The organism is Rothia sp. HMSC066H02 (genome assembly GCF_001814995.1).
Taxonomy (GTDB): Bacteria; Actinomycetota; Actinomycetes; order Actinomycetales; family Micrococcaceae; genus Rothia; species Rothia mucilaginosa.
This window is the reverse complement of the sequence record NZ_KV818670.1, coordinates 1-26,503: the sequence shown is the minus strand read 5'-3', so window position 1 is coordinate 26,503 and position 26,503 is coordinate 1. Positions and strand designations below refer to the sequence as shown.

The following is a 26,503-nucleotide window of genomic DNA, read 5'->3' as shown; positions in this document are numbered from 1 at the left end:
TATGCCATCACCGTGAAATTTGCTCACAAAAAGCCTTATATGAGCTGAAAAGTTATCTAATCACCCCTTCAAAAGGGGCAAGACTCAAAAATATTTCATAAACACGACTCTTGTTGAGAGAGAGTACTAAATGAAATATGCTGTTAGGGTTAGTGTCAGAACCAATCAAAGCACTATCGAACACACACCACTCGCTCATCGGTCAGTTGAACAACACCCGGAATCACCGCCGGCTTCCGCACCGAAAGGCACAACCACATCATGCGCATACGACAGAACGCGACGAAGCGTTCCACCCTCACCGAAACCCACGCCAAACGCCTCAAAAGGCCCACCGTCAAGGATTGGCGATTCATTCTCGGTGTACTACTCGTGCTCGTCTCCATCACCGGCGTGCAGCTTTACGTGCAGGCGAATAACAGCAAAACCGAGTACTACACCGCCAAAAGCGAAATCCGCCTCGGCGAAAAAATCACCGAAGACAAACTTGCCCGAGTCGAAGCGAACATAGACTCCGCCAAAGACAAGTACTTCACCCGCGCCGAAGCCGCACAGATGAACGGCAAAATCGCTACCCAGCGCATCCCCGCCGGCAACCTCATCAGCAAAGAATCGGTAGGCACTGAAACCTCCCCGGGGCGCCGCCTCGCCACCGTCAGCATTGACCGCACCGCCGCCTCCGCACTGAAGGCTGGCGAGCGCGTGGACGTGTGGACTTCCGGCCCGCGCAACCCCGACACCAAGAGCGATAACCGCACCGAAAACGGTGCCCGCGCGATCGTCACCAATGCCGAAATCGTTGCCGTAACGGTCGACGAGGGCGTGCTCGGCGCCAACGGCAAAGCAACCGTGCAGCTGTGGGTCAAGGAAGAAGCCCTCACCGACCTCGTGAAGGAAAGCAACAGCGACTCCAAGATCAGCCTCATCCCCGGCACCTACGGGGAGGGCCAGTGAACATCCCCGTCATCCTCTACGGCGATGACGGCTCGCTCTTGACCCGCATCGAATCCCAGCGCGGCCGCGTCTCCGTGGCGCGTACCGTGCAGGACTTCAGCGAAGCCGTCGGTATGGCGCACACCGGCATTGCCCGCGTGCTGCTCTGCGTGCACGTGCCCGCCGAAATGAGCGCCTCCACCGTGGACGCGCTCGCCGCCTCCGAAGTGCTCCTGGCGGTTATCGCCCCGGACACTCTGCCGCTACCCACGCAGACGCACCGCATCCGCCCCGAAGCGGCCCTCGAAGAAATTCTGGGATCGCTCGAACAGGCTGTGGATGCGGCGCTCGCCCGACCCGCCGCAGGTTACGGTATTCCCGCGCAGATACCGGCTCAGCCGCCCGTTCAGCCTGTCTCCCACCGACCGGAGGGCGTCTACGGTCAGGACACCGGGTACGGCTACGATGCAGGCTACGGCTACGACAGTGGATACGGTGGCTACGGTTACGATAACGGAGCTGCTGGATATGGCGTTGATGGATATGGGGCGGGCGGCTACGGCTACGACCCCGCCGCGGGTACTGCCGTAAACGCTGGCGCACCCTACGGTGCCGACTACGGAAGTTACGGGATCGACCCCGCAGCCCCAGCCGGAAACGCGCCCGGTGCACCCGGCGCGCATGACCCGGCGGAAGCCTCCTCCGTTGTGCCCAGCAACGAGGAATCCGTGCTCAGCCAGGCCGCCGCCATCGTCGACTCTTTCGCACCCGGCAGCGACTACGCCCTGCATGTGCAGAACGAGAACAACGACGGCACCCTGCCGCAACACCCCGACATTACCCAGGATCCCGCCGCGCCCTCCCGCTACCAGCCCGGCCACCGCCTCGGCAAGATTGTGACCGTCTGGGGTACTCACGGCGCACCCGGCCGAAGCACCATCGCATTCAACCTTGCCGCCCTCGCGGCGCAGCAGGGCCAGCAGGTCTGCCTCATCGACGCAGACACCTACGCGCCCAGCCTGGATGCGCTCATGGCGCTCGAAGATACCGGCTCCGGCCTGGCGATTCTCTGCTCGGATGCCGACCGTGCCCAGCTCGACGAGAAAAAGGCGGGGGCCATCATGGAGCGCGTACCTCTGAAGAACGGCACCTTCGACTTCTTGAGCGGTATCACCTCCTCCTCGCGTTGGCCCGAGGTGCGTGCCCGCGCCTTCGCCGAGGTACTCGAATGGCTCAAGCACCGCTACGACCTGGTCATCTGCGATGTTGCCGCCCCCATTGAGGTAGACGAGGAACTGACCTTTGACGGCCCGGCACCGCGCCGTAACGCCGCGACCCTCACCGCGCTCGCCTGCTCCGACCGCGTGATTGCGCTCGGCGAAGCGGACGTCATCGGCCTGCCGCGCCTGATCAACCTCGCCCGCGAGGTGCAGGCACGCCCGGATCTGTTCGCACCCGAAACGGATGTGCAGTACTGGCTTAACCGCAGCCGCCGCGAAGCCGCCGGGTTCAATCCCGAGGCGAAGATGCGCGATAACTGGGCACGCTACTTGTCCATCCCGCTCGCCGGCGTGATTCCGTACGAACGGAAGGTCATGGACCGTTTGCGCCGCAACGGTGAAGCGCTGCTGGAGGTGGCGCCCCGCCACGCGGTCGTACAGTCCTTCGAAGCGATGCTTGCGGGCATGTACGCGGTACACCCCGGCGCGTAGGCCCGTCAGCTATAACTAGCGCTTGCTAAAAAGCCCGGCTTATCGGTATTCCTCTCAGAACATGGGAGCGCCGATACGCCGGGTTTTTGCGCCTTCACACGGGGGTCGAAACGGGGGAGTAGTGCGAATGCCTCACTGTACAACTGAGGGGTGCATCTCATTGCGCTGCGTCATATATGCGATTAAAAAGCGCGCTCCAAGAAATGCTCTGTAAACTATTCCACGTATTGTCGTTTGAATGGGATTTGCGGCGAACAAACCGTAAAATGGTTGAACACACCCGAACTTAGGGAAGCACACAAACATATGTCTTTTGCAGAAGGAATTATGAGCGCCTGCGACTTCGGTCCCGGCGACACTGAACGCGTTCACCTCATCATGGGCGAATGGCAGGTCATCTCTGACATCGCCCAGAGTGACCTGGTTCTATGGTTCCCCACCGACTACGTTGTTGCCGACGGTAGCTCCCCGGACGCCGTATCCGGCCCCAGCGAAACCAGTACTTTCCGTGCCTTCGCGCACGTGCGCCCCTCCAACGTCCGAACCCTCTTCCACCACGACATCATCGATCACGACATGGAAGACGGAATCCGCGACGAAGCATACCGCGTCTGGATTGACCAGAACATCAGCACCTACACCGACGAAGGAAGCGGTGAGGGTGTTGGTGCCCGCCCGCGCGTACACGTAACCTTCGTGCCCATCGTGCGCAACAACCGCACCATTGCGTTGCTGACCAGCCACAAGATTGCCACACCCAGTGGCTACCCCTCCATCAGCGACGAGGTCTACGAATATACTGCTGACACCATGCTCTCCATGGTGCACTCCGGCCTGTGGCCCGACCCCCTCGCCCAGGGAAATAACACCCAGGGCAACCCCCGCGTGATCGACGGCATTATTGTGCTTGACCCCTCCGGCCGTGTGGTCGTCGCTTCCCCGAACGCGAACTCCATGTACAACCGCATGGGCATGACCGGCTACCTCGAAAAGCAAAACCTTGCCGACGTCACCCGTGCGATGCTTCCTGCCGGTGAACAGGCAGACGAAACCCTGCAGCTGGTCCTTGCCGGTCGTAGCGACCTGCGCACCGAATTGGTTATTGCCCGTGCTCGCGTGACCATGCGATCCATCCCGCTGCTGGTGCAGAGGCGCGCCCGCATCGAGCGTGAGGGCGCCGTGATTCTCTGCCGTGACGTGACCGAGTTGCGCCGCCGCGAGCTGGAGCTCATGACCAAGGACGCGACCATCCGCGAAATTCACCACCGCGTGAAGAACAACCTGCAGACCGTGTCCGCTCTGCTACGCCTGCAGTCGCGCCGTATGACCACTGATGAGGCACGTCAGGGCCTGGAGCAGGCGATGCGCCGCGTGGCAACGATCGCTACCGTGCACGAGGCGCTCTCGCAGGGTCTGACTCAGAACGTCGACTTTGATGAGCTGATTGAGCGTCAGTTCCACCTTGCCGCTGAGCTCGCTTCCCCCGGTCAGCACGTGTCTACCAAGCTGATTGGCTCCTTTGGATCTTTGCCGAGCCAGTTCGCTACCCCTCTGGCACTGGTTATCAACGAGGTTGTCGCGAACGCTGTGGAGCATGGCCTGGACGGTGAGACCGGCACCGTGACTCTCGAGGGTATTCGCGGCACCAACGATGAGGGTGAGAACATCCTCACCGTCGTGATTACTGATGACGGTAAGGGCATGGGCGATAAGAAGATTGAAGAGTCCGGCCCGAACGCCTACCGCCCGGTGACCGGTAAGGAAGGCCTGGGCATGCAGATTGTGCGTACCCTGGTGGCGAGCGAGCTGAACGGCTCGATTCGCTGGGAGGCTAACGAACCGACCGGTACCCGCGTGGTGATTACCGCGGCGCTCATCTAGCCACCTTCTCGCACGACATATTGAACTGCCGCCGCTTCCGATAGGGGGAGCGGCGGCAGTTTCGTATCTGTTCTGTATATGGCAAAAGCGTGGTGCAGTGACTTTATATCACTGCACCACGCTTTTGATGCCCTATTGAATACTCCGGAAGTTAGGATGCACGGCGGGCACGAGCTGCGCGACGCTTCATCGCACGACGCTCGTCTTCACTGGTGCCACCCCATACGCCGGAGTCCTGGCCGGTCTCGATGGCCCACTTCAGGCAGACGTCTACAACCTCGCAAGAGCGGCAGACAGTCTTAGCCTCTTCAATTTGCAACAGGGCAGGTCCGGTGTTTCCTACGGGGAAGAACAGCTCCGGATCCTTGTCCAAACAAGCTGCACGACTACGCCAATCCACGGTGGACCTCCTTCATGTTTTACGGTCTCACGCGGTGGCAAGACACATCTATTTTCCTGTGTGCGTGTCAAATACATCCGATGATGGGACGCTCACCCAGCGTTAGGGTGAAAATTGACTTATCAACTTTCGCATGTTGGAGCGGATGTGACAAGTACTTTTCTCTAAAAACTTCAGTATTACGCTGAGGCATCTATCACTTAGGCAAACCTTTGTCTAATTGAGAGGGCGGGGAATCGCATGCTGACACACATATTCTGAGTTGCGTCTCATAGGCGAGACGCGGGCGGCTGGGTGAGTGGCGCCTCAGGCATAATATAAAGCGGTACCTACCCCTGAAATGCCGCACCGACGACGAGGCGGTGAACCCGAGACGGGGGGGGCAATGCCACCCGCTAACGCACCAGCACATCGACCAACACATCGGACCGAATACACCCCGGTCTGCCGCCGACACTACCCATGAGGAGCCCACCGTGCCGTCACGCCCGTTCAACGTCATCTATGCATTCGCCCTGACCGAAACCTTCGCGGCATACATTCTGATTCGCGGTATCCTCTACCCCTTTATCGTCAGCGGAATGTCTACCGCGCAGGCGATTGTGGGCGGTGTGCTCCAGGTGCTCATCGCCGCGGGCATGACCTACTTCGGTCTGCGTTTCTACCGCGGCCGCTTCGGCTCGCGCCTGCCCATGATTCTGATTACCCTCTGTGCCCTGTGGGTCACCGCAAGCACCCTCGTCATGAATGTGAGCGCTTACGGCCTGAACATTGGCCAGTCCATCACGATTGCGGGTGTTATTGGTGCGGCGGCTGCCTTCATCTTCGTGCTCATGCCCAGTAGCCGCCGCTATATTGAGGCGGTCACCGAGGCATCGGGCGAAGAAGCGGAGAAGTACAACCGCCGACGCCGCTAAACCACTAAACCCTAGACCGTTGCCGGTACCTTCTGTACAGACGTAGCAGCTTGCGCTACTGGTGCCAGCGCCAGGGGAACCTGCGCCGCATAGACGGAGGCGCCGTCCACTACCACGAGGCGACCGGCGGGCTGCTCACCCTGCGTAAACCGGTCCAGCGGTAGCGCGGTCACCGTGCACATGTCGGCATCCGCCAGGGAGGTGGGCGCGAGCAGGAGCGCACGCGAGCATCCCATGAGCGCAGCCAGCATGGGTGAGGAGACGCGCCTAGGCCAGGGCGTGTAGGCGACCAGCATGGCGCGGAACTCACCGCGACGCTCCAGAAGCAACTGCTGAACGGTGGGCTGCAGATACTGCAGGTCGTCAATGAGCACGAGCGTCTGCGCGGGGTTCTTCACCGAATCCAGGAGCGCACGGGTACGCTCCACGCTCGGCGGCTCACCCGACGCTCCGCCATCACCCGAGGTGCCGCCAGAACCCTCAAGGACGAGGGTTTCCATCATCGGGTTGAGCTGAGCAATGCTCTCTAGCAGGGTGGTTTTACCCGCCGAACGGGAACCCTGCACCGGAACCACAGCGCCGGCCGGGGCGCTCAACCACACCGGCATCTGCCGACGGTCAAACGCGACCAGCAGCTTAGCGCCCTGCGGATTGCAGGCGGCGTGGGCGGCGGTCACGTACTCGGTCGAGGGCATGCGGTAGTACTCGGGGAACTGCTTCAACAGCGTGCCGGGGCGAGCGGCTGACCCGCTAGAAGCACTCGCGGCGTTGCACCGCAGAACCTGTACAAGCTCCTGGAAGCCCGCAACGCAGGGCGAAAGAATCGACGCGCTTAGCGGCTGATCCCCAATCAACTCCTCATTAATGGCACCCTCCACGCAGTAGTGGCTCTGCGCCGGGGTGGGGTAGTCCTTGCTCGTCGAACGCATCAGATCGGCATCCAGGAAGCGGCGGCTCAACAGCGTAGAATGCGCCGCAGCGGCGAAACGACCGCGCGGATTCAACGCGGAGGTGAACACCACCGAATAGCCGCGACGGCACCCCTGCGAGAGCAGATCGTAGAGCAGGTTCTCCGTATCGGGTTGGCGAACCAGCGCCTCCAGCCAGCTGTCCAGACCGTCCACAATGATGAGCGGGCGGGTGGTACCCTCGGCACCCCACAGGTTCGGGGCGCGCAGCTCCTCCAGGCAGAACCGCAGATGCGAAAGCTCCTGTGCACCCACCAGCGCCTCAAAGGCACTGGCATAGGGTTCAAGATCGCGGTGGAGCGCGCCGTCAGAGGTCAGCAGAACAACCGGCGTGCGTGCGGCAAACGCCTGAGCTAAAAGCCCGTAAAGCATCGGTGCGCGTTCGGCGTTCTGCGCCAGCAACGCCAGAGCCTGATGCCCCGACCAGCTAATGCGGCGGCGCACGCCGTAGCGGGCAATCTCCAGCTCGCCCAGCAGGTAGCCTTCGGGGGCGGTGCTGGGCTCGGTGGACTCATGAGGACCAGCCGCCGGGTCAATACCGTACGCGACCGGTTCGCTAACCGGCGCCTCCAGCGCGGGCAGCGGGGTGTTCTCGGGAAGCTCCGGCGGGATCGGGCAGTACTCATCCTGACCTGCCGCGTTCTTCTGAAGACTCTTCGGAGCGTACTCGCGTTCGTAGAGCGCACGAATCTGCTGTGCCGAACGAATCAGCAACTCATCCTCATTCCCACCCAATTGCTGAACGGGGGAGACAGTAGTCAGCTCGCGCCAGCCGTCCTCCTCAAGACCCAGCACCTGCACCGGGCGGGCATCGCTACTCGAGGGGACCGCATCCACGAGCGGGGCGCGGAACGGCACCGAACGGCCATCCGGCAGGCGCACATACCCGGCACCCGGATGCGCCGCCGAAATATACGCCGCAGACTCATGCTCCAGCAGGTTATAGGAATCCTGCGCGCTCGCCACGCGCAAGCAAATGCTCGTGGCAATATTGGCGCGAATATCCTGCGAAATAGCGCCCTGCGGACGCTGAGTCGCCAACACCAGGTGCAGACCCAGCGAACGACCAATCGTTGCGATGCGCATCAGCTCAGCCATCGCGTCCGGCATGGAATCGATGAGCATGCGGAACTCATCCACCACAATCAGCAGCTCGGGGTAGCGCGGAGTGGTACCCGCCGCCTGGCAGGACGCCAGGTAGTCGCGGTATGAGTTCACGCCGAGCGCCTGCAGATCCACCTCGCGGCGGTGAATGTCGGCGCGCAAAAATTCGAGGGCACGCTCCACTGCGGACACATCAAAATTGCTCAACACGCTGAGCGCATGCGGCAGCTGAGCCAGGGGACCCAAACCCGCGGAGCCCTTGAAGTCCACCAGAATCAGGCCGAGGCGCTCGGGCGGGTAGCGCAGGGCGGCGCTGAGCACCAGCGAACGCAGAAGCTGCGACTTACCGGCACCGGTCGTGCCACCGAGCAACCAGTGCGGTCCGTGCTCAGACAGACCGATATTCAGCGAGCCACCCGAAGAAACACCCAGGTAGCAGCGAATATCGGAGGCGTAACGCTGAGCAGACCAGCGCTGCAGAACGGACTCCACCGCCACGTCATCGGCACGGTTCTTCTGCTGTGCGCTCTGCCGCTGAAGCGAAGAGAACAGGTGAGCCGACTGGTGCACCTGCGCCTCGTTGAGCGCGCCCTGCTCCTGTTCGCATCCGGCGCGGTACAGGTTCTCAAGAGCGGTGCAGAACGACCTAACGCTCAGCCCGTCGGCGTGCTGGCACAGACCCTCACACGCCAGCGGGTGCACCTGATAGACACCCTCGGTAGGCTGCACCGGAGGCGCCGAATAGCCGTGCGCGCGGTAGCGGATGCTCTGACGGTGGCTCCCCTCGCTCGCACACTCAACCCAGGCGGAACTAAAAAGCGCACAAGGTGTATGGGCGGGGCTATCAGCCTCGGTACCGCCCACCACGCAGAGCGCCGGGGCGTTCATCTTCTGCTCACGCGGGGAAGAGAACGCACGAGAGTGCGAAGACTCCGCGGCCGCACCAGAAGTTAGGGCGGTCAGCAGGGGAGCGTAAACCGCGCTCGCATGCTGGGGCATGAGAATTAGCGGCGGAACAGATGCGGACAGCTCCGACTGCAGGCTACTCTGCAGAGTCTGCAGGTACTTCTCCTGCTGCACACCCGGCAGGCAATGCACACTTACGCCCGGCACCACAGCCAGAGTTTGCAAGAGACTATTAGTGCGCTGCTGATCAGCGCTCTCAGCACCCGCCAACAGAACATGCACTGCACCCGGATACCCCGCCACCAACTGCACCAGGTAGGCACGCAGATGCGCCTCCTCCAGCTTCAGGTAGTGACCGAGAGCCGGGGTGGGCAGCGGCAGGTAGTGGGGCGCATCCTGCTTCTCCAGAGTGCCCAGGGGGAGGTTACGTCCGCGCAGGTAGGGTTGGCGGGGACCGCACCCGAGCACAATCGCCGGGTACCCAGAGGCGCTCAGACTCGAATCACCCGAAATCGCCAAGTTACCTGCGGTCGGCAGAGCGAGGGCGCGTTCCTTCTCCTGAACAGCTGCCTGATGGGTCTGTTGCGAGGCGGCACGGTTCTCAGCCCGACCGCCAAAGAAATGCAGAAGCATCAGCAGTGAAGACGCCGCAGACATCAGCAGAAGGAACCACATGCCGGTCACCAGCGCAATAATCAGACCCACCACAATCGGCAGGCATACGCTCAACAGAATCTGCTTGAGCTTACGCGGCGCGGGAGGGTTCACGACCACCGGCTCAAACGGGTTGCCGGCATCTCCCAGGGGAGTGAGCGTCTGCGCGGGCTCGCCGGAATTCTCTGCAATGGTGTGCGCGCTCGTCTTCTCCACGGTGCGCTCGCCGTCGGTGCCGGGGGAGGTGAGCACGCAGAGCGAGGAACCGAGTCGGAACGGCTCGTCCCAGCGCAGGATGCGCGGCTCGGCGCTCTGCACCTTCTTGCCGCCCTGCACCTTCTCGCTACCCTCGCTCGCGGAGGGGGGCTTCTCAATCCAACGGATGCCGGAGCTATCGGCGTAGAAGCTGCCGTGTACCGGCTTGAGGAATGGATCCTGCAGGTGAATATGGTGCGGCTGCTCTCCTCCGCGGGGAGCTAGCGCCGCCCTGCCGAGGCTGGTGCGACCGCGGCTGATGGGGAAGGTTGCGCCCGCGTCGGGTCCGCGCAGAATATGCAGGAGGCTGACGGCGGGCGCGCCCGGAGTTTGAGATTCGTTCGGAACGTGGCTGTTTGGCGCAACCGAGGTGCCGGCGGGATCCTTATCGTGCGCGGGGCGTAGCTGGAACGTCGTTTCCTGTGCCTGAGTGTGCGCGCCGGGTGCAGGGTGCTGTAGAGCTTGGTTGAGCGCCTGCTCTAGAGCCTGCTGGTGTGCGCTACCGGGGCGCAGCTGTATTCCGGTGGGTGCCGCCTCGCCGTCGAGTCGGAGTACGCGGGGGTAGGGGAGCGCGTTGGTTGTGTTGTGGTGGTCGAGAAAGAAGAGAGTCATACCCTCAGAAAACATTAAAAAGCATTAAAGCTCAATAAATTATCTGTAGATAAACTAATATGTTCGTATTTTTTGAATTTTTCGCCCTATTTTTCAAAAAGCTGTGGATAAATCACCTCAATTGCCTCTCGCATACACCGGTGCGCATCCCCAAAAGTGCTGATGGGGGTACTTCTTTGTAGCGTGTGAGAGCCATGAAACGCCCCCTCGAACCACCCTCTGTGCCTACAGCTCTAGGTGGTGGCTAATTACCGCCGCAACTAGGACAGGGTGAATATTTACCCGTAAATAAAATTCCTTCACCATGAGTAGACCGTAAAAATACGCAGAAGAAAGAACTGTCTCAGACCGGCGTGACCTCGGGGTTCGCGAAGAATACTCACTCGGGGAAAGAGCGTGCGAACAATAGTCCAAAAGCCCCTAAAAGCACGTCATAAGTATGCGTAGTGCTTGATAAACAGGTATCTTAGATTATGACTATATCCATCACGGGAGGGGCTTTTTGTACCCACCCGTGCGGATTGCGGCGCGACTGAGAACCCTCGGATGTGTCCAATCTGGTAGGTGAATACCGCCCTCGCAGAAGCGGCGGTGCGCCGTGATAATACAGGAGAAAACATTGACCGCTGACCTCGTAGTAGTCGGTTCGGGCCTCTTTGGTCTGACCATCGCAGAACAGGCTGCCACTGAGCTGGGCCTGAAGGTTGCCCTGCTGGACCGCCGTTCCCACATCGGTGGTAACGCATACAGCGAGAAGGAGAAGCAGACCGGTATTGAGGTGCACCGCTACGGTGCGCACCTGTTCCACACCTCCAATGAGCGTGTCTGGGAGTACGTGAACCGTTTTACCGAGTTCACCAACTACGTACACCGCGTGTACACCCGCCACAACGGCATCGTGTACCCCATGCCCATTAACCTGGGTACCATCAACCAGTTCTTCAACGCCGCTTACTCTCCCGCAGAGGCAAAGGCGCTCATTGCTGAGCAGGCTGGCGAGCTGGCTGGCACCGACCCGCAGAACCTGAATGACAAGGGTATCTCCCTGATTGGTCGCCCCCTGTACGAGGCGTTCATCAAGCACTACACCGCTAAGCAGTGGCAGACCCCGCCGGAAGAGCTGCCCGCATCTATCATTTCCCGCCTGCCGGTTCGCTACAACTACGACAACCGCTACTTCAACGACAAGTACGAGGGTCTGCCCGTTGACGGCTACGCAGCATGGCTGGAGCGTATGGCGGCGCACCCGAACATTGAGGTGCACCTGAACACTGACTTCTTCGAGCCCGGTCACCAGTACTCTCGTGAGAACGTCCTGGGTCAGATTCCCGTGGTCTACACCGGCCCGGTTGACCGCTACTTCGACTACGCTGAGGGCGACCTGTCCTGGCGTACCATCGACCTGGAAGAAGAAGTCCTGCCGATTGAGGACTTCCAGGGTTGCTCCGTGATGAACTACCCCGATGCTGATGTTCCCTTCACCCGCATCCACGAGTTCCGTCACTTCCACCCCGAGCGTGACTACACCAAGGATGCAACCGTCATCATGCGCGAGTACTCTCGCTTCGCGAACAAGGGCGACGAGCCGTACTACCCGGTCAACACCTCCGTGGACCGTGAGAAGCTGCTGGCGTACCGCGACCTGGCTAAGGGCGAGAACAATGTGCTGTTCGGTGGCCGCCTGGGTACCTACAAGTACCTGGATATGCACATGGCTATCGGCGCTGCACTGTCCATGTTCGACAACAAGATCCGCCCGCACTTCGCTAACGGTGCGAAGATCGAGTCCGGTGGTGTTGACGCATAACCATGGCTGATAAGACTTTGAAGAACCTGCAGCGGGTTATTTTCCCGAGCGCGGTTGAGACTGACGTCGTGCCCCTGTACGTGGACGCGAGTGTCGCAACCGGCGTTCAGCTGCCTACCCGTATTGACGGTGACGCTTCCACCTCCATTGCGGAGGCGATGAACACCTCCGGTCAGTCTGTGTCGAACGCTAGCGCGAACCGTGATGCCGCGAACAGCCTGAACAGCCGCCGCTCCATCACCGTAAACGCGGGCCAGAGCCTGTCTTTCGGCACGTACTTCAACGCGTTCCCCGCATCGTACTGGCGCCGCTGGACTGACCTGAAGAAGGTCACTCTGAGCGTTCAGACTCGCGGTGAGGGCATGGTCATTGTGTACAAGTCCAACGGCCGTGGCGTGATTCAGCGTGTGGATGCGAAGCTGCTCTCCGGCGAGGAGACCAACACCTTCACCCTGCCCCTGGCGCCGTTCGGCGACGGTGGCTGGTATTGGTTCGACCTGGCTGGTACCGGCGACCTTGAGCTGATTGAAGCGAACTGGTTGGGCGACATTGAGCCCCGCGCAGACGTGAAGGCTGGTCAGGCGACCGTGCAGATTACCACCATGAACAAGGTGGAGTACTGCATCAACAACATTCGTGCTCTGGGTGAGAGCCCCGAGATTTTCGATGCTGTGCACGAGTTCCTGATTGTGGATCAGGGCACCCAGAAGGTGCAGGATCACGAGGATTTCGAAGAGGTCGTCAAGCCCCTCTCCGGTAAGTTCCGCATCATTAACCAGGGCAACCTGGGTGGTTCCGGTGGCTTCTCGCGCGGCATGTTTGAGGCTGTCAACAACGGCTCCGATTACGTGCTGCTGCTCGATGATGACGTTATCGTTGAGCCCGAGTCGATCCTGCGTATGGTGACCTTCGCGAACTACTGCAAGGAACCCACCATCGTGGGTGCGCACATGTTCGACATGTTCGACCGTTCGGTCCTGCACGCGTTCGGTGAGGTTGTTGACCCGTGGCGTAACTTCTACGCTAAGCCGCACGAAGACATGGCTATGGGTCACAACCTGGGCCACCACAATCTGCGTAACACCCCGTGGCTGCACCGCCGCGTGGACGTGGACTACAACGGCTGGTGGATGTGCCTCATCCCGACCGCCGTCATTAAGGAAATCGGTCTGTCCTTGCCTCTGTTCCTGAAGTGGGATGACGCTGAGTACGGTCTGCGCGCTAAGGCTGCGGGCTTCGCTACCGTGTCCTTCCCCGGTGCTGGCGTGTGGCACGTGTCCTGGACCGATAAGGATGACTCGGTCGGCTGGCAGGCGTACTACCACGAGCGCAACCGCCTCATTACGGCGTTGCTGCACTCGCCCTTCGATAAGGGTGGCCGCGTGCTGCTGGAGTCCCTGTTCTTGGACGTCAAGCACACCCTGTCCATGCAGTACTACACTGAGGCCGGCCGCCTGATGGCGCTGGAGGATCTGCTCTCCGGCCCCGAGCACCTGCACCCCTCGCTCTCGCAGCGTCTGCCGGTGATTCGTGCGATGGCTAAGGAGTACCCGGAGTCTCAGGTGAAGCCGAACGTGGATGACTTCCCGGCTATTCAGACGAAGAAGCCTCCGTTCCGTGGCCGCCGTTCCTTCGCGTCCCCCGGTTACAAGAAGCTTGCTTCCTGGACCGCGAAGACTGTTGCTCGTCAGCTGTTCAAGCCGGTGAGCGAAGAGGCGAAGGCTCACCCGCAGATTCAGCTGAACTACGGTGAGACCAACTGGTGGACCCTGTCGAAGTTCGATTCGGCTCTGGCGACTAATGCTGAGGGTACCGGCCTGTTCTGGTACCGCCGCGACCCCGAGCAGCTCAAGTCGAAGCTGGCTCAGGCCGCTAAGCTGCACGTTCAGCTGGTGACCGGCTGGGAGAAGCTGCGTGAGCAGTACCGTTCGAAGGCTGCTGAGGTTGCCTCCTACGATGCGTGGGCTAAGACCTTCGCCGAGCATACGGATTCTGAGCTGACCCGATGAGCGATTTGAAGTCTGTTCCCCTGAAGGCGCCCGGTCGCGGCCGCGGCATTCTGGATGCGATGAAGAATCGCTACCTGCTTCGACTTCTGGTCGATAAGGAAATCCAGGTCCGCTACCGCGGCTCGGTGCTGGGTATTCTGTGGTCCTACATTAAGCCGGGTGTGCAGTTCCTGGTGTTCTACATTGCCATGGGTCTTTTCCTTGGCCTGGAACGCGGTATGCACAACTATGCGGTGTACCTGTTCTCGGGCATGATTGCTATTAACTTCTTCTCGGAGGGGTTCGGCAATGGTGCTCGCGCCATGGTGGTTAACAGTGCTCTGATTCGCAAGATTTACCTGCCGCGTGAGTTGTTCTCGCTGTCTACGGTGTGGGTGGCTCTGGTGCATTTTGTGCCGCAGATTGTGGTCATGCTCCTGGCGTGTTTTGCGGTGGGCTGGCATCCGTCCTTGTTGGCTTTTGAGTCGATTCTGGCGGGCATGCTCATCGTGATGCTGCTGTCCTATGGTCTGGGTCTGATTTTCGGTGTGGCTAACGTGTTCTTCCGTGATTCGGAGAACATCGTGGACATGCTGCTGATGGTGGCTACCTGGTTCTCGCCGGTGCTGTACTCCTGGACCATGGTGCGTGACACTCTCTACCCATGGGTGTTCAACGTGTTCATGATTAACCCGCTGACTGTTGCGGTGGAGCTGTTCCACTATGGCTTCTGGCATCCGACGCTTCGTCCTGAGGATTTGGCGCTTCCTGCTTCGCAGGTGGTTCCGCATCTCTTCAGCTTCTGGACTCCGATTGCCATTGGTATTTCTCTGCTGACCGTTTTGATTGGTGATTTGCTCTTCCGTAAGTTTGAGGGCAACTTCGCCCAGGAGCTCTGATTCTGTGGATATTAAGAAGCTTGAGTTCCCGCCGGTGAGCCCGGACGCTCCCGTAGTGATTCACGTGGAGAATTTGGTGAAGCGCTTCGTTCTGCGCCACACCCGTTCGATGAAGGAAGCTTTTGTGTGGCTGATTAAGGGCCGCAAGGGTGATCTTTCGGAGAAGTTCAATGCGCTCAACGGCGTGAGCCTGGATATTCGTCAGGGCGAGCGTGTGGCTCTTCTGGGTCTGAACGGCTCGGGTAAGTCCACGCTGCTGAAGATGATTTCTGGTGTGATGCGCGCCGATGAGGGTGAGGTTCTCACGCGCGGCAATATTGCGGGTCTGATTGAGGTGGGCGCTGGTTTCCACCCGGATCTGACCGGTCGCGATAATGTGTACCTCAACGGCGCGATTTTGGGTATGACCAAGGATGAGATTGAGGCTTCCTTCGATTCGATTGTGGATTTCGCTGAGATTCACGACTTTATCGATACAGAGGTGAAGTTCTACTCTTCGGGTATGTATCTGCGTCTGGCCTTCTCGGTTGCGGTGCATACGAACCCGGATATCTTCCTGGTGGATGAGATTCTTGCGGTGGGCGATGAGCCGTTCCAGAAGAAGTGTATTGCGAAGATTCAGGAGCTGTGCTCTGCCGGTAAGACTCTTGCCGTGGTGAGCCACGACCTGGATTTGGTGTCGAAGATTTGTGACCGCGGCGTGGTGCTGGAGCACGGTAACCTGCGTTTTGACGGTCCGATTAAGGAAGCTGTGAAGGTGATTCGTGGCGGCGACTAACCGCTAGATGTATCGCTTGTGATGGGGCGTGTATTCCCGATGGGGGAGTGCACGCCCCTTTACTGTGCCCGGGAAGGAGCGCCCGAAAGTTGTGCCCGGGAATGTGCTGCTGGGTAGGGTTCTTGCGTTTTAGCAGGGGAGGCTGCGGCTTTTAAGACGAAATGTTACGTGTGCACCGAGTGCAATATGGCGGTGATTAACGGTGAGTGGTTCGAGGTGCGTACCTGCAACTGTTCTGCGAGTCACAGCTGACTAGGCGCTTTGAATGTTGGTGCACGTTAGGTAACAATGTATGCAATTCTATGCATCAAAAATGCTCAAATACTATACTCGTAAATATTAAGGGGCGTTTTATTACATTTTGATAAATTTGATGCGCTGAGGGTAGGGTGATGGTGGCATTGATGTATCAATGCCTCACCGTATTCCACACAACCACACCACACACAGCATCGGATCACTTCAATGGAGAACACCGTACTGGATACCCGGGCGGAGCATCTAACTCTGCTCGAGGAAAATATCCGTGAGGCAATGCGCCACCGCAGCCTGGATCCGCACGAGGACCAGCATGCGGTGCGTGGGCTCATTGACGAGCACCTGAACGATTATGAGCAGCGGCGCACCCGCATTTCCCTGCCGGATTTGGGTGACCGCGAATCCGTGATTCAGCGCCTGCACGATGAAATCTGCGGCTTTGGCGTGATTCAGCCGTTTCTCGATGACGAGAGCGTTGAAGAAATCTGGATCAACTCTCCCGACGAAATCTTTATCGCCCGTAACGGCGAAAGCGAATTGACCGGTCTGCACCTGAGCGCCGAGGCGATCAATAGCTTGCTGGAGCGCATGCTCAAGCCTTCGGGCCGTCGTGTGGACCTTTCCTCTCCGTTTGTTGATGCATCCCTGCCGGATGGCTCCCGCCTGCACGCGGTGATTCCGGATATTACTCGCAGGCACACGAGCATCAATATCCGTAAGTTCGTGGTGCGTGCCCGCCGACTGCCCGACCTGGTGCGCATGAACTCGCTGAGCGCCGGCGCGGCGTCCCTGCTACACGCGGCGGTGGAGAGCGGCATGAACATCCTCGTTTCGGGCGCAACCCAGGCGGGTAAGACCACGATGCTGAACTGCCTGTCTGCATCCATTCCGCCGCGTGAGCGCGTGATTACGTGCGAAGAAATCTTTGAGCTCGCGGTTCCGCTACGCGATGTGGTGGGCCTGCAGTGCCGCCAGCCGAACCTTGAGGGCACCGGCGCGATTGAGCTGCGCCGCCTGGTCAAGGAAGCTCTGCGTATGCGCCCGGACCGCATCCTCATTGGTGAGGTGCGTGAGGCGGAATCCCTGGACATGCTCATTGCGCTCAACGCGGGTCTGCCGGGTATGTGCACGATTCACGCGAACTCGGCGCGTGACGCGGTGACCAAGATTTGTACCCTGCCGCTGCTGGCGGGCGAGAATATTTCCTCGGCGTTCGTGGTGCCGACCGTGGCGTCCTGCTTTGACATTGTGGTGCATTGCGGCCGCGATTCGCGCGGTCAGCGTCAGGTCGAAGAGATCAGCATGCTGGGTGGCCGCGTTGAGGACGGAGTGATTGAGATGTCCCCGCTGTTTGTGCGCCGTGACGGTCAGATGGTGTGCGTGGCGTTGGAGCTGCCGAACCCGGACCGTTGGATTCGTGCCGGTCACCGTCCTGAGCAGGTGCTGGCTGCGGCGAAGGCGGGTCAGTAATGCCTCTGTTTCTGAGCCTGATTTTGGGGTTGGGCGTCTGCCTGATTTACCTTTCCTGCTTTCCGGATAACGGCAAGCCGCCGAAGCCGAGTAACGACCCGGCGCTGGTTGTGGCGCTGCGTAAGGCGGGTATGCATTCGCTGACTCCTCGCACGTTCATGTGGGTGAGCGTTGCCAGCGGCGTGAGCGCGTCGGTTCTGCTGTTGATGGTCACTCAGCTTTTGCCGCTTGGCTTGCTGGGCCTGATTGGTGGTTTTGCGGCACCTCGCGTGATTGTGAATCATCGTGCTCGCGCGGCGGATGCCCGTATTTGGCAGTTGTGGCCGGATGCGGTGGACCACCTGCGTTCGGCGATTCGTGCGGGTTTGTCCTTGCCGGAGGCGCTGATTCAGCTCTCGTACCGCGGCCCGGAAGAGTTGCGTGATGCCTTCGCCCATTTCTCGCGTGATTACCGTGCGTCGGGTGAGTTTGTGCCGTCGCTGAACCGTTTGAAGGAGTACCTCTCTGACCCGGTGGCGGACACCATTATTGAGGCGTTGAAGATTGCTCGCGAGGTGGGCGGTTCGGACCTGGGTAAGCTGCTGGGCACGCTGAGTGATTTTCTGCGTGAGAATGCGCGTACCCGTTCGGAGCTTCTGGCTCGCCAGTCGTGGACTGTGAATGCGGCTCGCCTCTCCTGTGTGGCGCCCTGGTTTGTGCTGTGTCTGATGGCGACTCAGCCTGCCGCGCGCATGGTGTATAACTCGTTTGCCGGTGCGATGCTGATGATTGCAGGTGCCGCTATTTCTTTGGCGGCGTACCGTCTGATGCTGCGTATTGGTGAGTTGCCGCGTGAACGGAGGGTTTTCGGGTGAACCTGCCTCTGATTTTTGGTCTGCTGTTGGCGACCGGCGTGGGTCTGATTCTTTCGTCGGTGCTGAATACCCGCAGTATTTCGTTTTCTGATCGTGTGGCGTCGCAGCTGCGCGGTGAGACTCTGCGTGAGTTGCTGTTGAAGGAGCAGGAGCGCCGTGAGCCGAGCCTGCTGGAGGCGATTTCGGCGTTCTGCGCGCCGCTTCTGCGTTCGCTGTCTTCGTCTCTGAGCGGCTCGTCGCTGAGCGATAGTTCGGTGCAGGAGCGTCTGCGTCGTGCTGGTTCTTCGCAGAGTGTGAGCGCGTTTCGTGCTGAGCAGCTGCTGTGGGCTCTTGCCGGTGTGACCGTCATGAGTGCCTTGACCGTTATCGGTGTGGTGCAGGAGCGTTTCTCCATCCTGGTGGCTCTTGTGCTGGTGCTGGTGAGCGGTTTGAGCGGCTTTCTGGCGCGTGACTGGTGGCTGGGTGAGGCGGTGACTAAGCGTGAGAAGCAGCTGGTCGCTGAGTTCCCGGCGCTGGCGGAGATGATGGCTCTGTCGGTGACGGCGGGCGAGTCGGCGCTGGCGGCTTTGGAGCGTATCTGTTTGACCTCTCGCGGCGAGTTGGCTCGTGAGTTTTCGGAGATTTTGGCGCAGACCCGTTCCGGTGTTTCGCTGTTGAGCGCGCTACAGGAGTTTGCGGAGCGTACTCGCGTTCCGGCGTTGAGCCGCTTCGTTGAGGGTATTGCCGTGGCGATTGAGCGCGGCACCCCTCTAGCCGATGTGTTGCGTGCGCAGGCTCAGGATGTGCGCGATAACGCTAAGCGTGAGCTGATGGAAACAGCCGGTAAGAAGGAGATCGCGATGCTCGCCCCGGTGGTGTTTTTCATCCTGCCGCTGACCGTGATTTTCGCGGTATTCCCCGGCCTGTCGCTCATGCGTTTGAACTTTTAGATTTTGCGGCGGGTACATACCGTACCGGCTGCACCGCGGCGGGCTAGGCTTCATTGCCCGGCGTGCCGCACCAACCACACACTACACCCTTTGAGAGAAGGAGAATACAATGTTCCGTCGTTTCCGCACCACCCTCACCGTGCTGATTGCCCTGGCTGTCGCATCCGTGCTGGCTCTGCGCCTGAAGAACAAGCAGGATGACCCCGAGCGCGGTGACGTGCCCGGCTGGGTCATGATCACCATGATGAGCGCCGTGCTGGTTGCCGCTATCTTGGCGATTGCTCAGCCCGCTCTGACCAAGATGTTCAACGATGCGATTGCTCTGGTTCACCAGTAATGCGTAAGCCCCGCATCGCTTCTGAGCTGACTGCCGCTGAGCTATCCTCCGCGGAATATTCTGTGGAGGAGAGCGAGCGCGGTGACGCTAGCACGGAATTCGTCATGGTCGGTGCACTGTTGGTGTTGCTGACCATGGCGATTCTGCAGGTTTCTTTCGCCCTGTATGCACGAACCATGTTGGTGGATGCTGCGGCGGCTGGGGCACGTTACGGTACGATGCGTGACCGCACTCCGCAGGAGGGCATGGAGCGTACCCGTCAGATGATTGAGGGGGTTCTTCCGTCTTCGTATGCTGAGAATATTTCGTACCGTCAGAGTAGTGATTCTACGGGTGTGCGCACCTTGGAGGTGACGGTGAAGTCTCCGTTGCCGGTGCTGGGCCCGTGGGGTTTTCCGGATTCTATTGAGGTGAAGGGGCATGCGATTTATGCGGAGCAGCGTTCCGGTGATTAGCGACTTTTCGCTTCGGCAGCGTGTGAAGGAACGCCTGAAGAGCCGCTCTAATCGACCTCTTTCTGAGCAACACGACTCTGAAGAGGGCAGCGCCATCGTGGAGTTCCTGGGTTTGGGTATTACCCTGTTGATCCCGGTGCTCTACGGCATTCTGACGATTTTTAGCTTGCAGTCTTCGGTGATGGCGGCTCATGCGGCGAGCGCCCAGGTGGTGCTGTATGTGCAGGAGCAGCCGCAGGATTCGTCGGTGGGTCCTGATTTGGCTCAGCGTCTGGCGGTGCATGCTGCCGCGGATTACGGGGTTGAGCCTTCCGATGTGAGCGTGTCGTTGAGCTGTGCGTCGGGGGAGTGCGTCTCGGGTACGAAGGCGTACGCCACGGTGACGGTTCAGGCGCGTCTGCCGCTGCTGCCTTCGTTTATGGGTGGCGGCGTGATTCCGGTGAGTTCTCATGCGACGAGTTGGGGGTCTGGTCATGCTGATTCCTAATGGTTCGCCCGCTCACCTGTTATCGCCGGCTCGCCTGCTTTCCTCGGTGCGGGAGCGCTACGCTAACGCATGCCGTCGTGCCCATCTACAGGTTCAGGCTCGTGCGCAGAGCCGGGCGCTCGCCTCTGACCCGCTCGCCTCAGACCCGGAAGAGGGCAGCATTGCCCCGTTGATTGTGGGTATGCTGGCGTTGCTTCTGCTCATCGGTTCGGTGACGGTGGCGATTACGGGTGCGTATCTGCAGACGCAGCATCTGCAGGATATGGCGGATGCTCAGGCGAACTCGATTACCCGCACGATGCGCACTCTGGATGAGGCGAGTGGTTCGGCGGCGTGGGAGTATGCGAGTGCGTACCTGGCTGAGGTTCAGCCGGGGCAGGATTTTCATGCGTTGCGTCTGGAGAATGTGTCCGTGGATTCTGATCACAGTGTGCACGTGTACCTGTCGGCTCGTATTCGTCCGCCGCTGCTGTCGATTCTGGTACCTGATGGTATTGAGGTGACCGCTCACGGTTCGTCGCGTTTGAAGACGAGCCAGGGCCCGTCCAGCGACTAGGGGCGTTGTGAGCCCCCCCCATAGACTGCGAGGGTGCATCCGCAAGGTAGTGTAACGGCTAGCGGGTGCGCCCTCGTTTTATGCCCTTTTTATGTCTCCGTTGCGCGGCTTCTGTACGCTGCCCAACGCATCCTTCTGCGCTGTGGGCTGTTGCGGACTGTAACGGCGGGACTTTCTGGCAGTTTCGCGATAGTGTTAAAAGCTATGGCATCCTTCGACTTTTCTGCTGAGATTAAAGAGCTTCGCGCGATTTTCACCTCTATTGCTGCTGTGAGCGATATTGAGGGGATTGAGCGCGCCATTGAGGACCTGTCTGCGCAGGCTGCCGCGCCCGATTTGTGGGATGACGTGGAGAACGCGCAGAAGGTGACGAGCGCGCTGTCGTATAAGCAGTCGGAGCTGAATCGTCTGCGTTCGCTGTCTTCTCGCATTGATGATGTTGAGGTGATGGTGGAGCTTGCCGAAGCGGAGGATGAGGAGACTGCCGCCGAGCTACTCGCTGATGCTGAGCGTGAGTGCGGTGAAATCCGCGCCAAGCTGGAAGAGCTTGAGGTGCTGGTACTGCTGTCGGGTGAGTACGATCAGCGTGAGGCTGTGGTGACGATCCGTTCGGGCGCCGGCGGCGTGGATGCTGCTGATTTCGCGGAGATGCTGCTGCGCATGTACCTGCGGTGGGCGGAGAAGAACGGCTACCCGACGAAGGTTCTGGACACCTCCTACGCTGAGGAAGCGGGCCTGAAGTCGGTGACCTTTGAGGTGAACGCACCGTACGCTTTTGGCCGTCTGTCGGTGGAGGCGGGTACTCACCGCCTGGTGCGTATTTCGCCGTTCGATAATCAGGGACGCCGCCAGACCTCGTTCGCGGCGGTTGAGGTGATTCCTCTGATTGAGCAGACGGATGCTATTGAGATTCCCGAGTCTGAGATTAAGGTGGATGTGTTCCGCTCGTCGGGCCCGGGTGGTCAGTCGGTGAATACGACGGATTCGGCGGTGCGTATGACTCACTTGCCGACCGGTATTGTGGTGTCGATGCAGAATGAGAAGTCGCAGTTGCAGAACCGTGCGGCGGCTTTGCGTGTGTTGCAGTCTCGCCTGTTGCTGTTGCGTAAGGAGCAGGAGGACGCGAAGAAGAAGGAGCTTGCCGGTGATATTAAGGCAAGTTGGGGTGACCAGATGCGCTCCTATGTTTTGCATCCGTACCAGATGGTGAAGGATCTGCGTACCGGCTATGAGGAGGGTAACACCTCTAATGTTTTGGATGGCGGTTTGAACGCCTTTATTGATGCTGGTATTCGCTGGCGTGCTTCGGGGCGCGCGGCTGAAGAGAGCTAAGACGTATAAGGATTGAGTGATGGCTCAGAAAAAGAAGAAAGACGCGAAGAAGGACCCGAATAACGCGATTATTGCCCAGAATAAGAAGGCTCGCCACAACTACAACATTGTGGATACCTATGAGGCGGGCATTGTTCTACTGGGTACCGAGGTGAAGTCTCTGCGTGATGGTGGGGCGTCCATTGTGGATGGTTTCTGCCAGGTGACCGATAACGAGTTGTGGCTCGAGGGTATTCATATTGCGGAGTATGGTTACGGTACGTGGACGAACCATGCGGCTCGTCGTCGCCGTAAGCTGCTGCTGCATCGTTCTGAGATTAATAAGTTGGCGCAGAAGCTGAAGGAGACCGGTTACACGGTAGTTCCGTTGAAGCTGTACTTCTCGAATGGTCGTGCGAAGGTTGAGATTGCTTTGGCGACCGGTAAGCGTGAGTATGATAAGCGTCAGGCTTTGCGTGAGCGTCAGGATGACCTGGAGGCGCGCCGCGCGATGCGTTACCGTAACCTCGGCTAGGGCTGAGGCAACGGCGGGATGCACCGCTGGTTCGGTGACTGCCTGTAGGGGCGGGGCGCGGTTCCTCGCGTATAATGGTTGAAAATTCGCGGTGTACCGCGAGCACCATACGTTTTTGAGGAGACACATGTCTGAGAACCCGAACTACCAGCAGAACCCGGGCGAGTTCATTCCCGCACCGCAGCAGGCACCCGCATACAACATGCAGGGTGGTTACCCCGGCTACCAGCCGACCCCGAGCTCGGCTCTGGCGATTGCTTCGCTGATTCTGGGTATTATTGGTCTGCTCTCTGGCTGGCTGATTTTCGGTGGCGCGCTGGGTCTGGTCGGCGTGATTCTGGGTATTGTTGCCCTGGTGAAGGTGAAGAACGGTACCGCATCCGGTAAGGGTATGGCGATTGGTGGTATTGTCACCGGTGCGCTGGGCATGATTGTTGCTGTTGTTGTGCTGGTTCTGGGTTTGATTGGCATTGGTATGCTCAGCGAGTGCGCTGAGAATGCCGAGCCGGATTCGAGCGGTAACTATGTGTGCACCATTCATGGCGAGACTATGACCATGAGCCCTAAGGAATATAAGGCTGTCCGCCGCTAAGTCGCGTTGACTCTTTGAAGCGTTGAGGGACCGAATAGTGTTGAACTATTCGGTCCCTTGCTCTTTTTCGGCGCTGAATCTGCCCGATTGGTGGATTCTGGGCGCTGAATCTGAAATCTTGAACTTCACAGATGACCCAAATGACAGCTTATTTATATAATGGAACCGAACTCAGCGCGCAATGGTGCGTTGGGCGAGTATAAATTGTTCGCTGCAACTGTGAAGGAAAGAACGACGGATGTCTGAGAATAACTACGGAAACAACCAGGGGAACGCGCAGAACCCCTACGCTGCTCAGCAGCCTAATTCTTCCGCCCAGGGCTCGTACGGTCAGGATTATGGCCAGGCTCCTTCGGCTCAGAACACTTACGGCCAGGACTACGGTCAGAGCGCATCCGCTCAGAACAGCTACGGCCAGGCGCAGCAGAACTCGGGCCAGCAGTCTTCGGCTCAGCAGAGCCAGTACGGCCAGTTTGGTGCGCAGCCCTCTTCGCAGAATGCTTACGGCCAGAACGTTGCTCAGGGCACCTCCGCCCAGGGCGCTGCGACTCAGAACACCTACGGCCAGGCTCAGCCCGCTCAGCAGCAGTACGGCTACGGTCAGGATGCTTCCTACCAGGCTCAGCCCGCTCAGCAGAACCAGTACGGTTACGGCCAGGAAGCCTCGTACCAGGCTCAGCCTGCTGACTACAACTACCAGCAGAACTCTTACCAGCAGCAGCCTCAGCAGGACGCTTATGGTTACGGTCAGCCCGCAGGTTACCCGTATGCGGCTCCCATTGTGAAGAAGGCTCCCGGCATGGCGCTGGCTGCGATGATTCTGGGTATTGTGGGCGTCGTGACCGGTTTCTTCGTATTTGGTGCGCTGCTGGGTATCGCTGCGATTATTCTGGGCGCCCTGTCCCTGAAGAAGGTCAAGGAGGCTGGCGCGGGTAAGGGCTTCGCGATTACCGGTATCGTAACCGGCGCGGTGGCTGTCCTGTTCTCGCTGTGCATGCTCTTCGTGTACATTTCTGTTGCTCAGACTGCTGAGAAGTGCCTTGAAGTTGGTACCGATGACGGCCACGGTAACGTGGTGTGCCAGATTGGTGATAACCCGAACAACCGCATGACTGTTCCGGCTCACCGCTAAGTCTTAGCCGCCTAATTTTGGCTACCCAGCGCGGTACGCGAACGGGGTGAGGATTCCAGATTTTCTGGGGTGCCTCACCCCGTTTTTATGCGCTGTGTCAGGCTACGGTGTTGCTGCTGTGCTAATCTGTTCGCTTTATTCGCCTCTAGCGGAGGGGTGTACTTACGTGGGTAGGGGACTTGCACGCCGTTAAACATCTTAGATATACTGAATCTCTACCGTGTTTGAATGGCACCACGGCATCAAGGTATGTCGAGGAAAACTTTCAGAAGACGGTGGGCTTTTTGATAAAAGCATAGGGGGATGATCGGTTTCGACGATGTGAGTTGAGATGGGTGAAGCGTGCCGAGGATGCAGGGTTATCTCGTTAACGCCCTCTGCAAAAAATTAAGTGCAGAATCTAAGCGCACTGACTTCGCACTCGCTGCCTAAGCGCGAGTTGCCGTCTGTCGGCCTGAGCATGCCTTTGGCTCAGTTACCGGCATCGACTTAAAAGGCCACTGCTGCTAGCCCTTGTTGCGGGGGTTAGCGGGACTTTTACGTGACTAGGTTCGTCGGTATATGTGTTTATGCAAGTACCGGAGCCGAAAAGTAGCGTTCGCATAAACTGCGCACGGAGAAGCCCCGTTGACGCCACATCGGACCGGGGTTCGATTCCCCGCATCTCCACGATCTCCCAGCCGTCCGCTATCCCGTATGGGGTGCGGCGGTGATTATCGGTTCCAATCCAGAGGAAGAACCGCGGTAGGTTTCTACCACCCGGCAGGACGCCCCACGGCGTCACCTGCCGGGTATTTTTATGCCCAATTGTCGGTCTGTATTGTCGGTCTGTTCTGGGGTGTACCTGCGTGCCCGAGGGTGCTCAGGTGACCGCATTGTAATGAGAACGTCATCAGAGAAGGCGAAAACGCACCCTATGGCGTAGTATCGAAGGGTAGATATCGTTGTTCGGCGTTGATTGTTCATTCAATCTCACCGGCAACATTCGAGAGCAACCACAGAGCCACCAAACGAGCCACAGAATAGCCGGTCATAGGGACGCCACCGCTACGACGCGGTAGCTACATACCCGCTATGACGACCACTCAAGGACACACCATGGAAAACCAGATTCCCGCCCCCTCCTTCCCGGAGCAGAACAACGCAAACTCCCCGCAGCCGGTACCTGCTGGCGTAGCACCCGGCGCTCCCCTCGGCGCTCCCCTCGGCGCAGCACCCGCACCCGCCCTGGGCGTGGCACCCGCTAACGTGCGCGACCGCGATGACAGCTACCAGCGCATCCCGGACATGTACCGGGTACCGGCTGAGCACCGCCGCCCCTACGGCGAGACCACCGGTGACTTCCGCGGCCCCGGCTACTTCTACTCCATCGGCGCGTTCGGTGCCTCCCTGGGTGCCCTGGCGCTGACCCTCTACGCGTGGGTTCAGGTCGCGGCACTCCACTCTGAAGCAGCGCTCAACTCCCGCGGCTATAGCTCCTCTGCGTATAGCTCCGGTTTGAGCCCCAACATCATGGTGATTGCTCTGCTGCTCGTGGGCCTGATCCCGGTCGGTGTTTCCATTTGGCTTGCCATCTACTCGGCGAAGGTCAACACCGGTCACGTCACCAAGTACACCTCGAAGATGACGACCTTCAACATTCTGGCGTACATCATCTCGGGTCTGAGCCTGCTGGGTCTGCTCGGAACTCTCACGATGCTGTCCTAAAACAGGCAACACTTGCTCTCATAGCGATACATAGCGAGGCGGCGGCTTTCCACTTACGGGAAAGCC

At 59.5% G+C, this 26,503-nt stretch carries 22 protein-coding genes and 1 other RNA gene; 21 read left to right on the top strand and 2 right to left on the bottom strand.

The features are described 5' to 3' along the window. Positions 1-261 precede the first annotated feature (261 nt). The 3 genes from HMPREF2999_RS02000 to HMPREF2999_RS01990 all read left to right on the top strand — a co-directional run bounded on the left by HMPREF2999_RS02000 (position 262) and on the right by HMPREF2999_RS01990 (position 4,526). Positions 262-954 carry an SAF domain-containing protein gene (locus HMPREF2999_RS02000; protein WP_070676018.1) on the top strand — a complete coding sequence of 231 codons (693 nt, stop codon included), beginning with the start codon at positions 262-264 and terminating at the stop codon, positions 952-954. Further along, on the top strand, positions 951-2,645 hold the full coding sequence (locus tag HMPREF2999_RS01995) for a CpaE/TadZ family protein (protein WP_070676020.1): 1,695 nt from the start codon (positions 951-953) through the stop codon (positions 2,643-2,645). The genes HMPREF2999_RS02000 and HMPREF2999_RS01995 overlap by 4 nt, the downstream gene beginning before the upstream one ends. Before the next feature lie 306 nt (positions 2,646-2,951). After that, entirely contained in the window at positions 2,952-4,526 is a 1,575-nt protein-coding gene (locus HMPREF2999_RS01990) for a sensor histidine kinase (RefSeq protein WP_049337848.1), read from the top strand. 151 nt (positions 4,527-4,677) lie between these two features. On the opposite strand, the gene HMPREF2999_RS01985 is transcribed toward HMPREF2999_RS01990, so the two are convergent. Then, complete coding sequence (locus tag HMPREF2999_RS01985) at positions 4,678-4,926, bottom strand: WhiB family transcriptional regulator (RefSeq protein ID WP_005505386.1); 249 nt, start codon at positions 4,924-4,926, stop codon at positions 4,678-4,680. Positions 4,927-5,402: 476 nt separating this feature from the next. Here HMPREF2999_RS01985 and HMPREF2999_RS01980 point away from each other — a divergent pair, with 476 nt between their 5' ends. Further along, a complete protein-coding gene (locus tag HMPREF2999_RS01980) occupies positions 5,403-5,843 on the top strand; it encodes an alpha-N-acetylglucosamine transferase (RefSeq protein ID WP_070676022.1) in 441 nt (146 codons plus the stop codon). 11 nt (positions 5,844-5,854) lie between these two features. Here HMPREF2999_RS01980 and HMPREF2999_RS01975 read toward each other — a convergent pair whose 3' ends face one another. Beyond that, entirely contained in the window at positions 5,855-10,342 is a 4,488-nt protein-coding gene (locus HMPREF2999_RS01975) for an FtsK/SpoIIIE domain-containing protein (RefSeq protein ID WP_246823057.1), read from the bottom strand. 619 nt (positions 10,343-10,961) lie between these two features. Here HMPREF2999_RS01975 and glf point away from each other — a divergent pair. The 17 genes from glf to HMPREF2999_RS01890 all read left to right on the top strand — a co-directional run bounded on the left by glf (position 10,962) and on the right by HMPREF2999_RS01890 (position 26,437). Further along, complete coding sequence (gene glf, locus HMPREF2999_RS01970; RefSeq protein ID WP_005508581.1) at positions 10,962-12,149, top strand: UDP-galactopyranose mutase; 1,188 nt, start codon at positions 10,962-10,964, stop codon at positions 12,147-12,149. 2 nt (positions 12,150-12,151) lie between these two features. Continuing rightward, positions 12,152-14,158 carry a glycosyltransferase gene (locus HMPREF2999_RS01965; protein ID WP_070676026.1) on the top strand — a complete coding sequence of 669 codons (2,007 nt, stop codon included), beginning with the start codon at positions 12,152-12,154 and terminating at the stop codon, positions 14,156-14,158. After that, on the top strand, positions 14,155-15,036 hold the full coding sequence (locus HMPREF2999_RS01960; protein ID WP_005505397.1) for an ABC transporter permease: 882 nt from the start codon (positions 14,155-14,157) through the stop codon (positions 15,034-15,036). Before HMPREF2999_RS01965 ends, HMPREF2999_RS01960 begins: the two co-directional genes overlap by 4 nt. 4 nt (positions 15,037-15,040) lie before the next feature. Then, positions 15,041-15,814, top strand: coding sequence for an ABC transporter ATP-binding protein (locus tag HMPREF2999_RS01955; RefSeq protein ID WP_005505398.1), 774 nt, complete (start codon positions 15,041-15,043; stop codon positions 15,812-15,814). A 465-nt stretch (positions 15,815-16,279) separates the two neighbouring features. Continuing rightward, positions 16,280-17,542, top strand: a complete 1,263-nt coding sequence (locus HMPREF2999_RS01950; protein ID WP_005508584.1) for a TadA family conjugal transfer-associated ATPase — start codon at positions 16,280-16,282, stop codon at positions 17,540-17,542. Further along, positions 17,542-18,396 carry a type II secretion system F family protein gene (locus HMPREF2999_RS01945; protein WP_070615018.1) on the top strand — a complete coding sequence of 285 codons (855 nt, stop codon included), beginning with the start codon at positions 17,542-17,544 and terminating at the stop codon, positions 18,394-18,396. Before HMPREF2999_RS01950 ends, HMPREF2999_RS01945 begins: the two co-directional genes overlap by 1 nt. Next, on the top strand, positions 18,393-19,325 hold the full coding sequence (locus HMPREF2999_RS01940; RefSeq protein WP_070676028.1) for a type II secretion system F family protein: 933 nt from the start codon (positions 18,393-18,395) through the stop codon (positions 19,323-19,325). The genes HMPREF2999_RS01945 and HMPREF2999_RS01940 overlap by 4 nt, the downstream gene beginning before the upstream one ends. A gap of 109 nt (positions 19,326-19,434) precedes the next feature. Next, positions 19,435-19,662, top strand: a complete 228-nt coding sequence (locus HMPREF2999_RS01935) for a hypothetical protein (protein WP_070676030.1) — start codon at positions 19,435-19,437, stop codon at positions 19,660-19,662. Further along, a complete protein-coding gene (locus HMPREF2999_RS01930; RefSeq protein ID WP_005508587.1) occupies positions 19,662-20,117 on the top strand; it encodes a TadE family protein in 456 nt (151 codons plus the stop codon). Before HMPREF2999_RS01935 ends, HMPREF2999_RS01930 begins: the two co-directional genes overlap by 1 nt. Continuing rightward, positions 20,083-20,604 carry a pilus assembly protein TadE gene (locus HMPREF2999_RS01925; RefSeq protein WP_070676031.1) on the top strand — a complete coding sequence of 174 codons (522 nt, stop codon included), beginning with the start codon at positions 20,083-20,085 and terminating at the stop codon, positions 20,602-20,604. Before HMPREF2999_RS01930 ends, HMPREF2999_RS01925 begins: the two co-directional genes overlap by 35 nt. Further along, entirely contained in the window at positions 20,567-21,160 is a 594-nt protein-coding gene (locus tag HMPREF2999_RS01920; protein ID WP_083315082.1) for a pilus assembly protein TadG-related protein, read from the top strand. Before HMPREF2999_RS01925 ends, HMPREF2999_RS01920 begins: the two co-directional genes overlap by 38 nt. Before the next feature lie 204 nt (positions 21,161-21,364). Then, positions 21,365-22,492 (top strand): peptide chain release factor 2, encoded by a 1,128-nt coding sequence (prfB, locus tag HMPREF2999_RS01915; protein ID WP_049327697.1) that lies wholly within the window; start codon positions 21,365-21,367, stop codon positions 22,490-22,492. Positions 22,493-22,511: 19 nt separating this feature from the next. Beyond that, complete coding sequence (gene smpB, locus HMPREF2999_RS01910) at positions 22,512-23,006, top strand: SsrA-binding protein SmpB (protein ID WP_005508591.1); 495 nt, start codon at positions 22,512-22,514, stop codon at positions 23,004-23,006. Between the two features lie 127 nt (positions 23,007-23,133). Beyond that, positions 23,134-23,598, top strand: a complete 465-nt coding sequence (locus HMPREF2999_RS01905; RefSeq protein ID WP_070676032.1) for a DUF4190 domain-containing protein — start codon at positions 23,134-23,136, stop codon at positions 23,596-23,598. A gap of 238 nt (positions 23,599-23,836) precedes the next feature. Further along, entirely contained in the window at positions 23,837-24,730 is an 894-nt protein-coding gene (locus tag HMPREF2999_RS01900; protein ID WP_005508596.1) for a DUF4190 domain-containing protein, read from the top strand. A 299-nt stretch (positions 24,731-25,029) separates the two neighbouring features. Continuing rightward, positions 25,030-25,402, top strand: a transfer-messenger RNA (tmRNA) gene (gene ssrA / locus HMPREF2999_RS01895). Positions 25,403-25,828: 426 nt separating this feature from the next. Beyond that, complete coding sequence (locus HMPREF2999_RS01890; RefSeq protein ID WP_070676034.1) at positions 25,829-26,437, top strand: hypothetical protein; 609 nt, start codon at positions 25,829-25,831, stop codon at positions 26,435-26,437. The last annotated feature ends 66 nt before the right edge of the window (positions 26,438-26,503 follow it).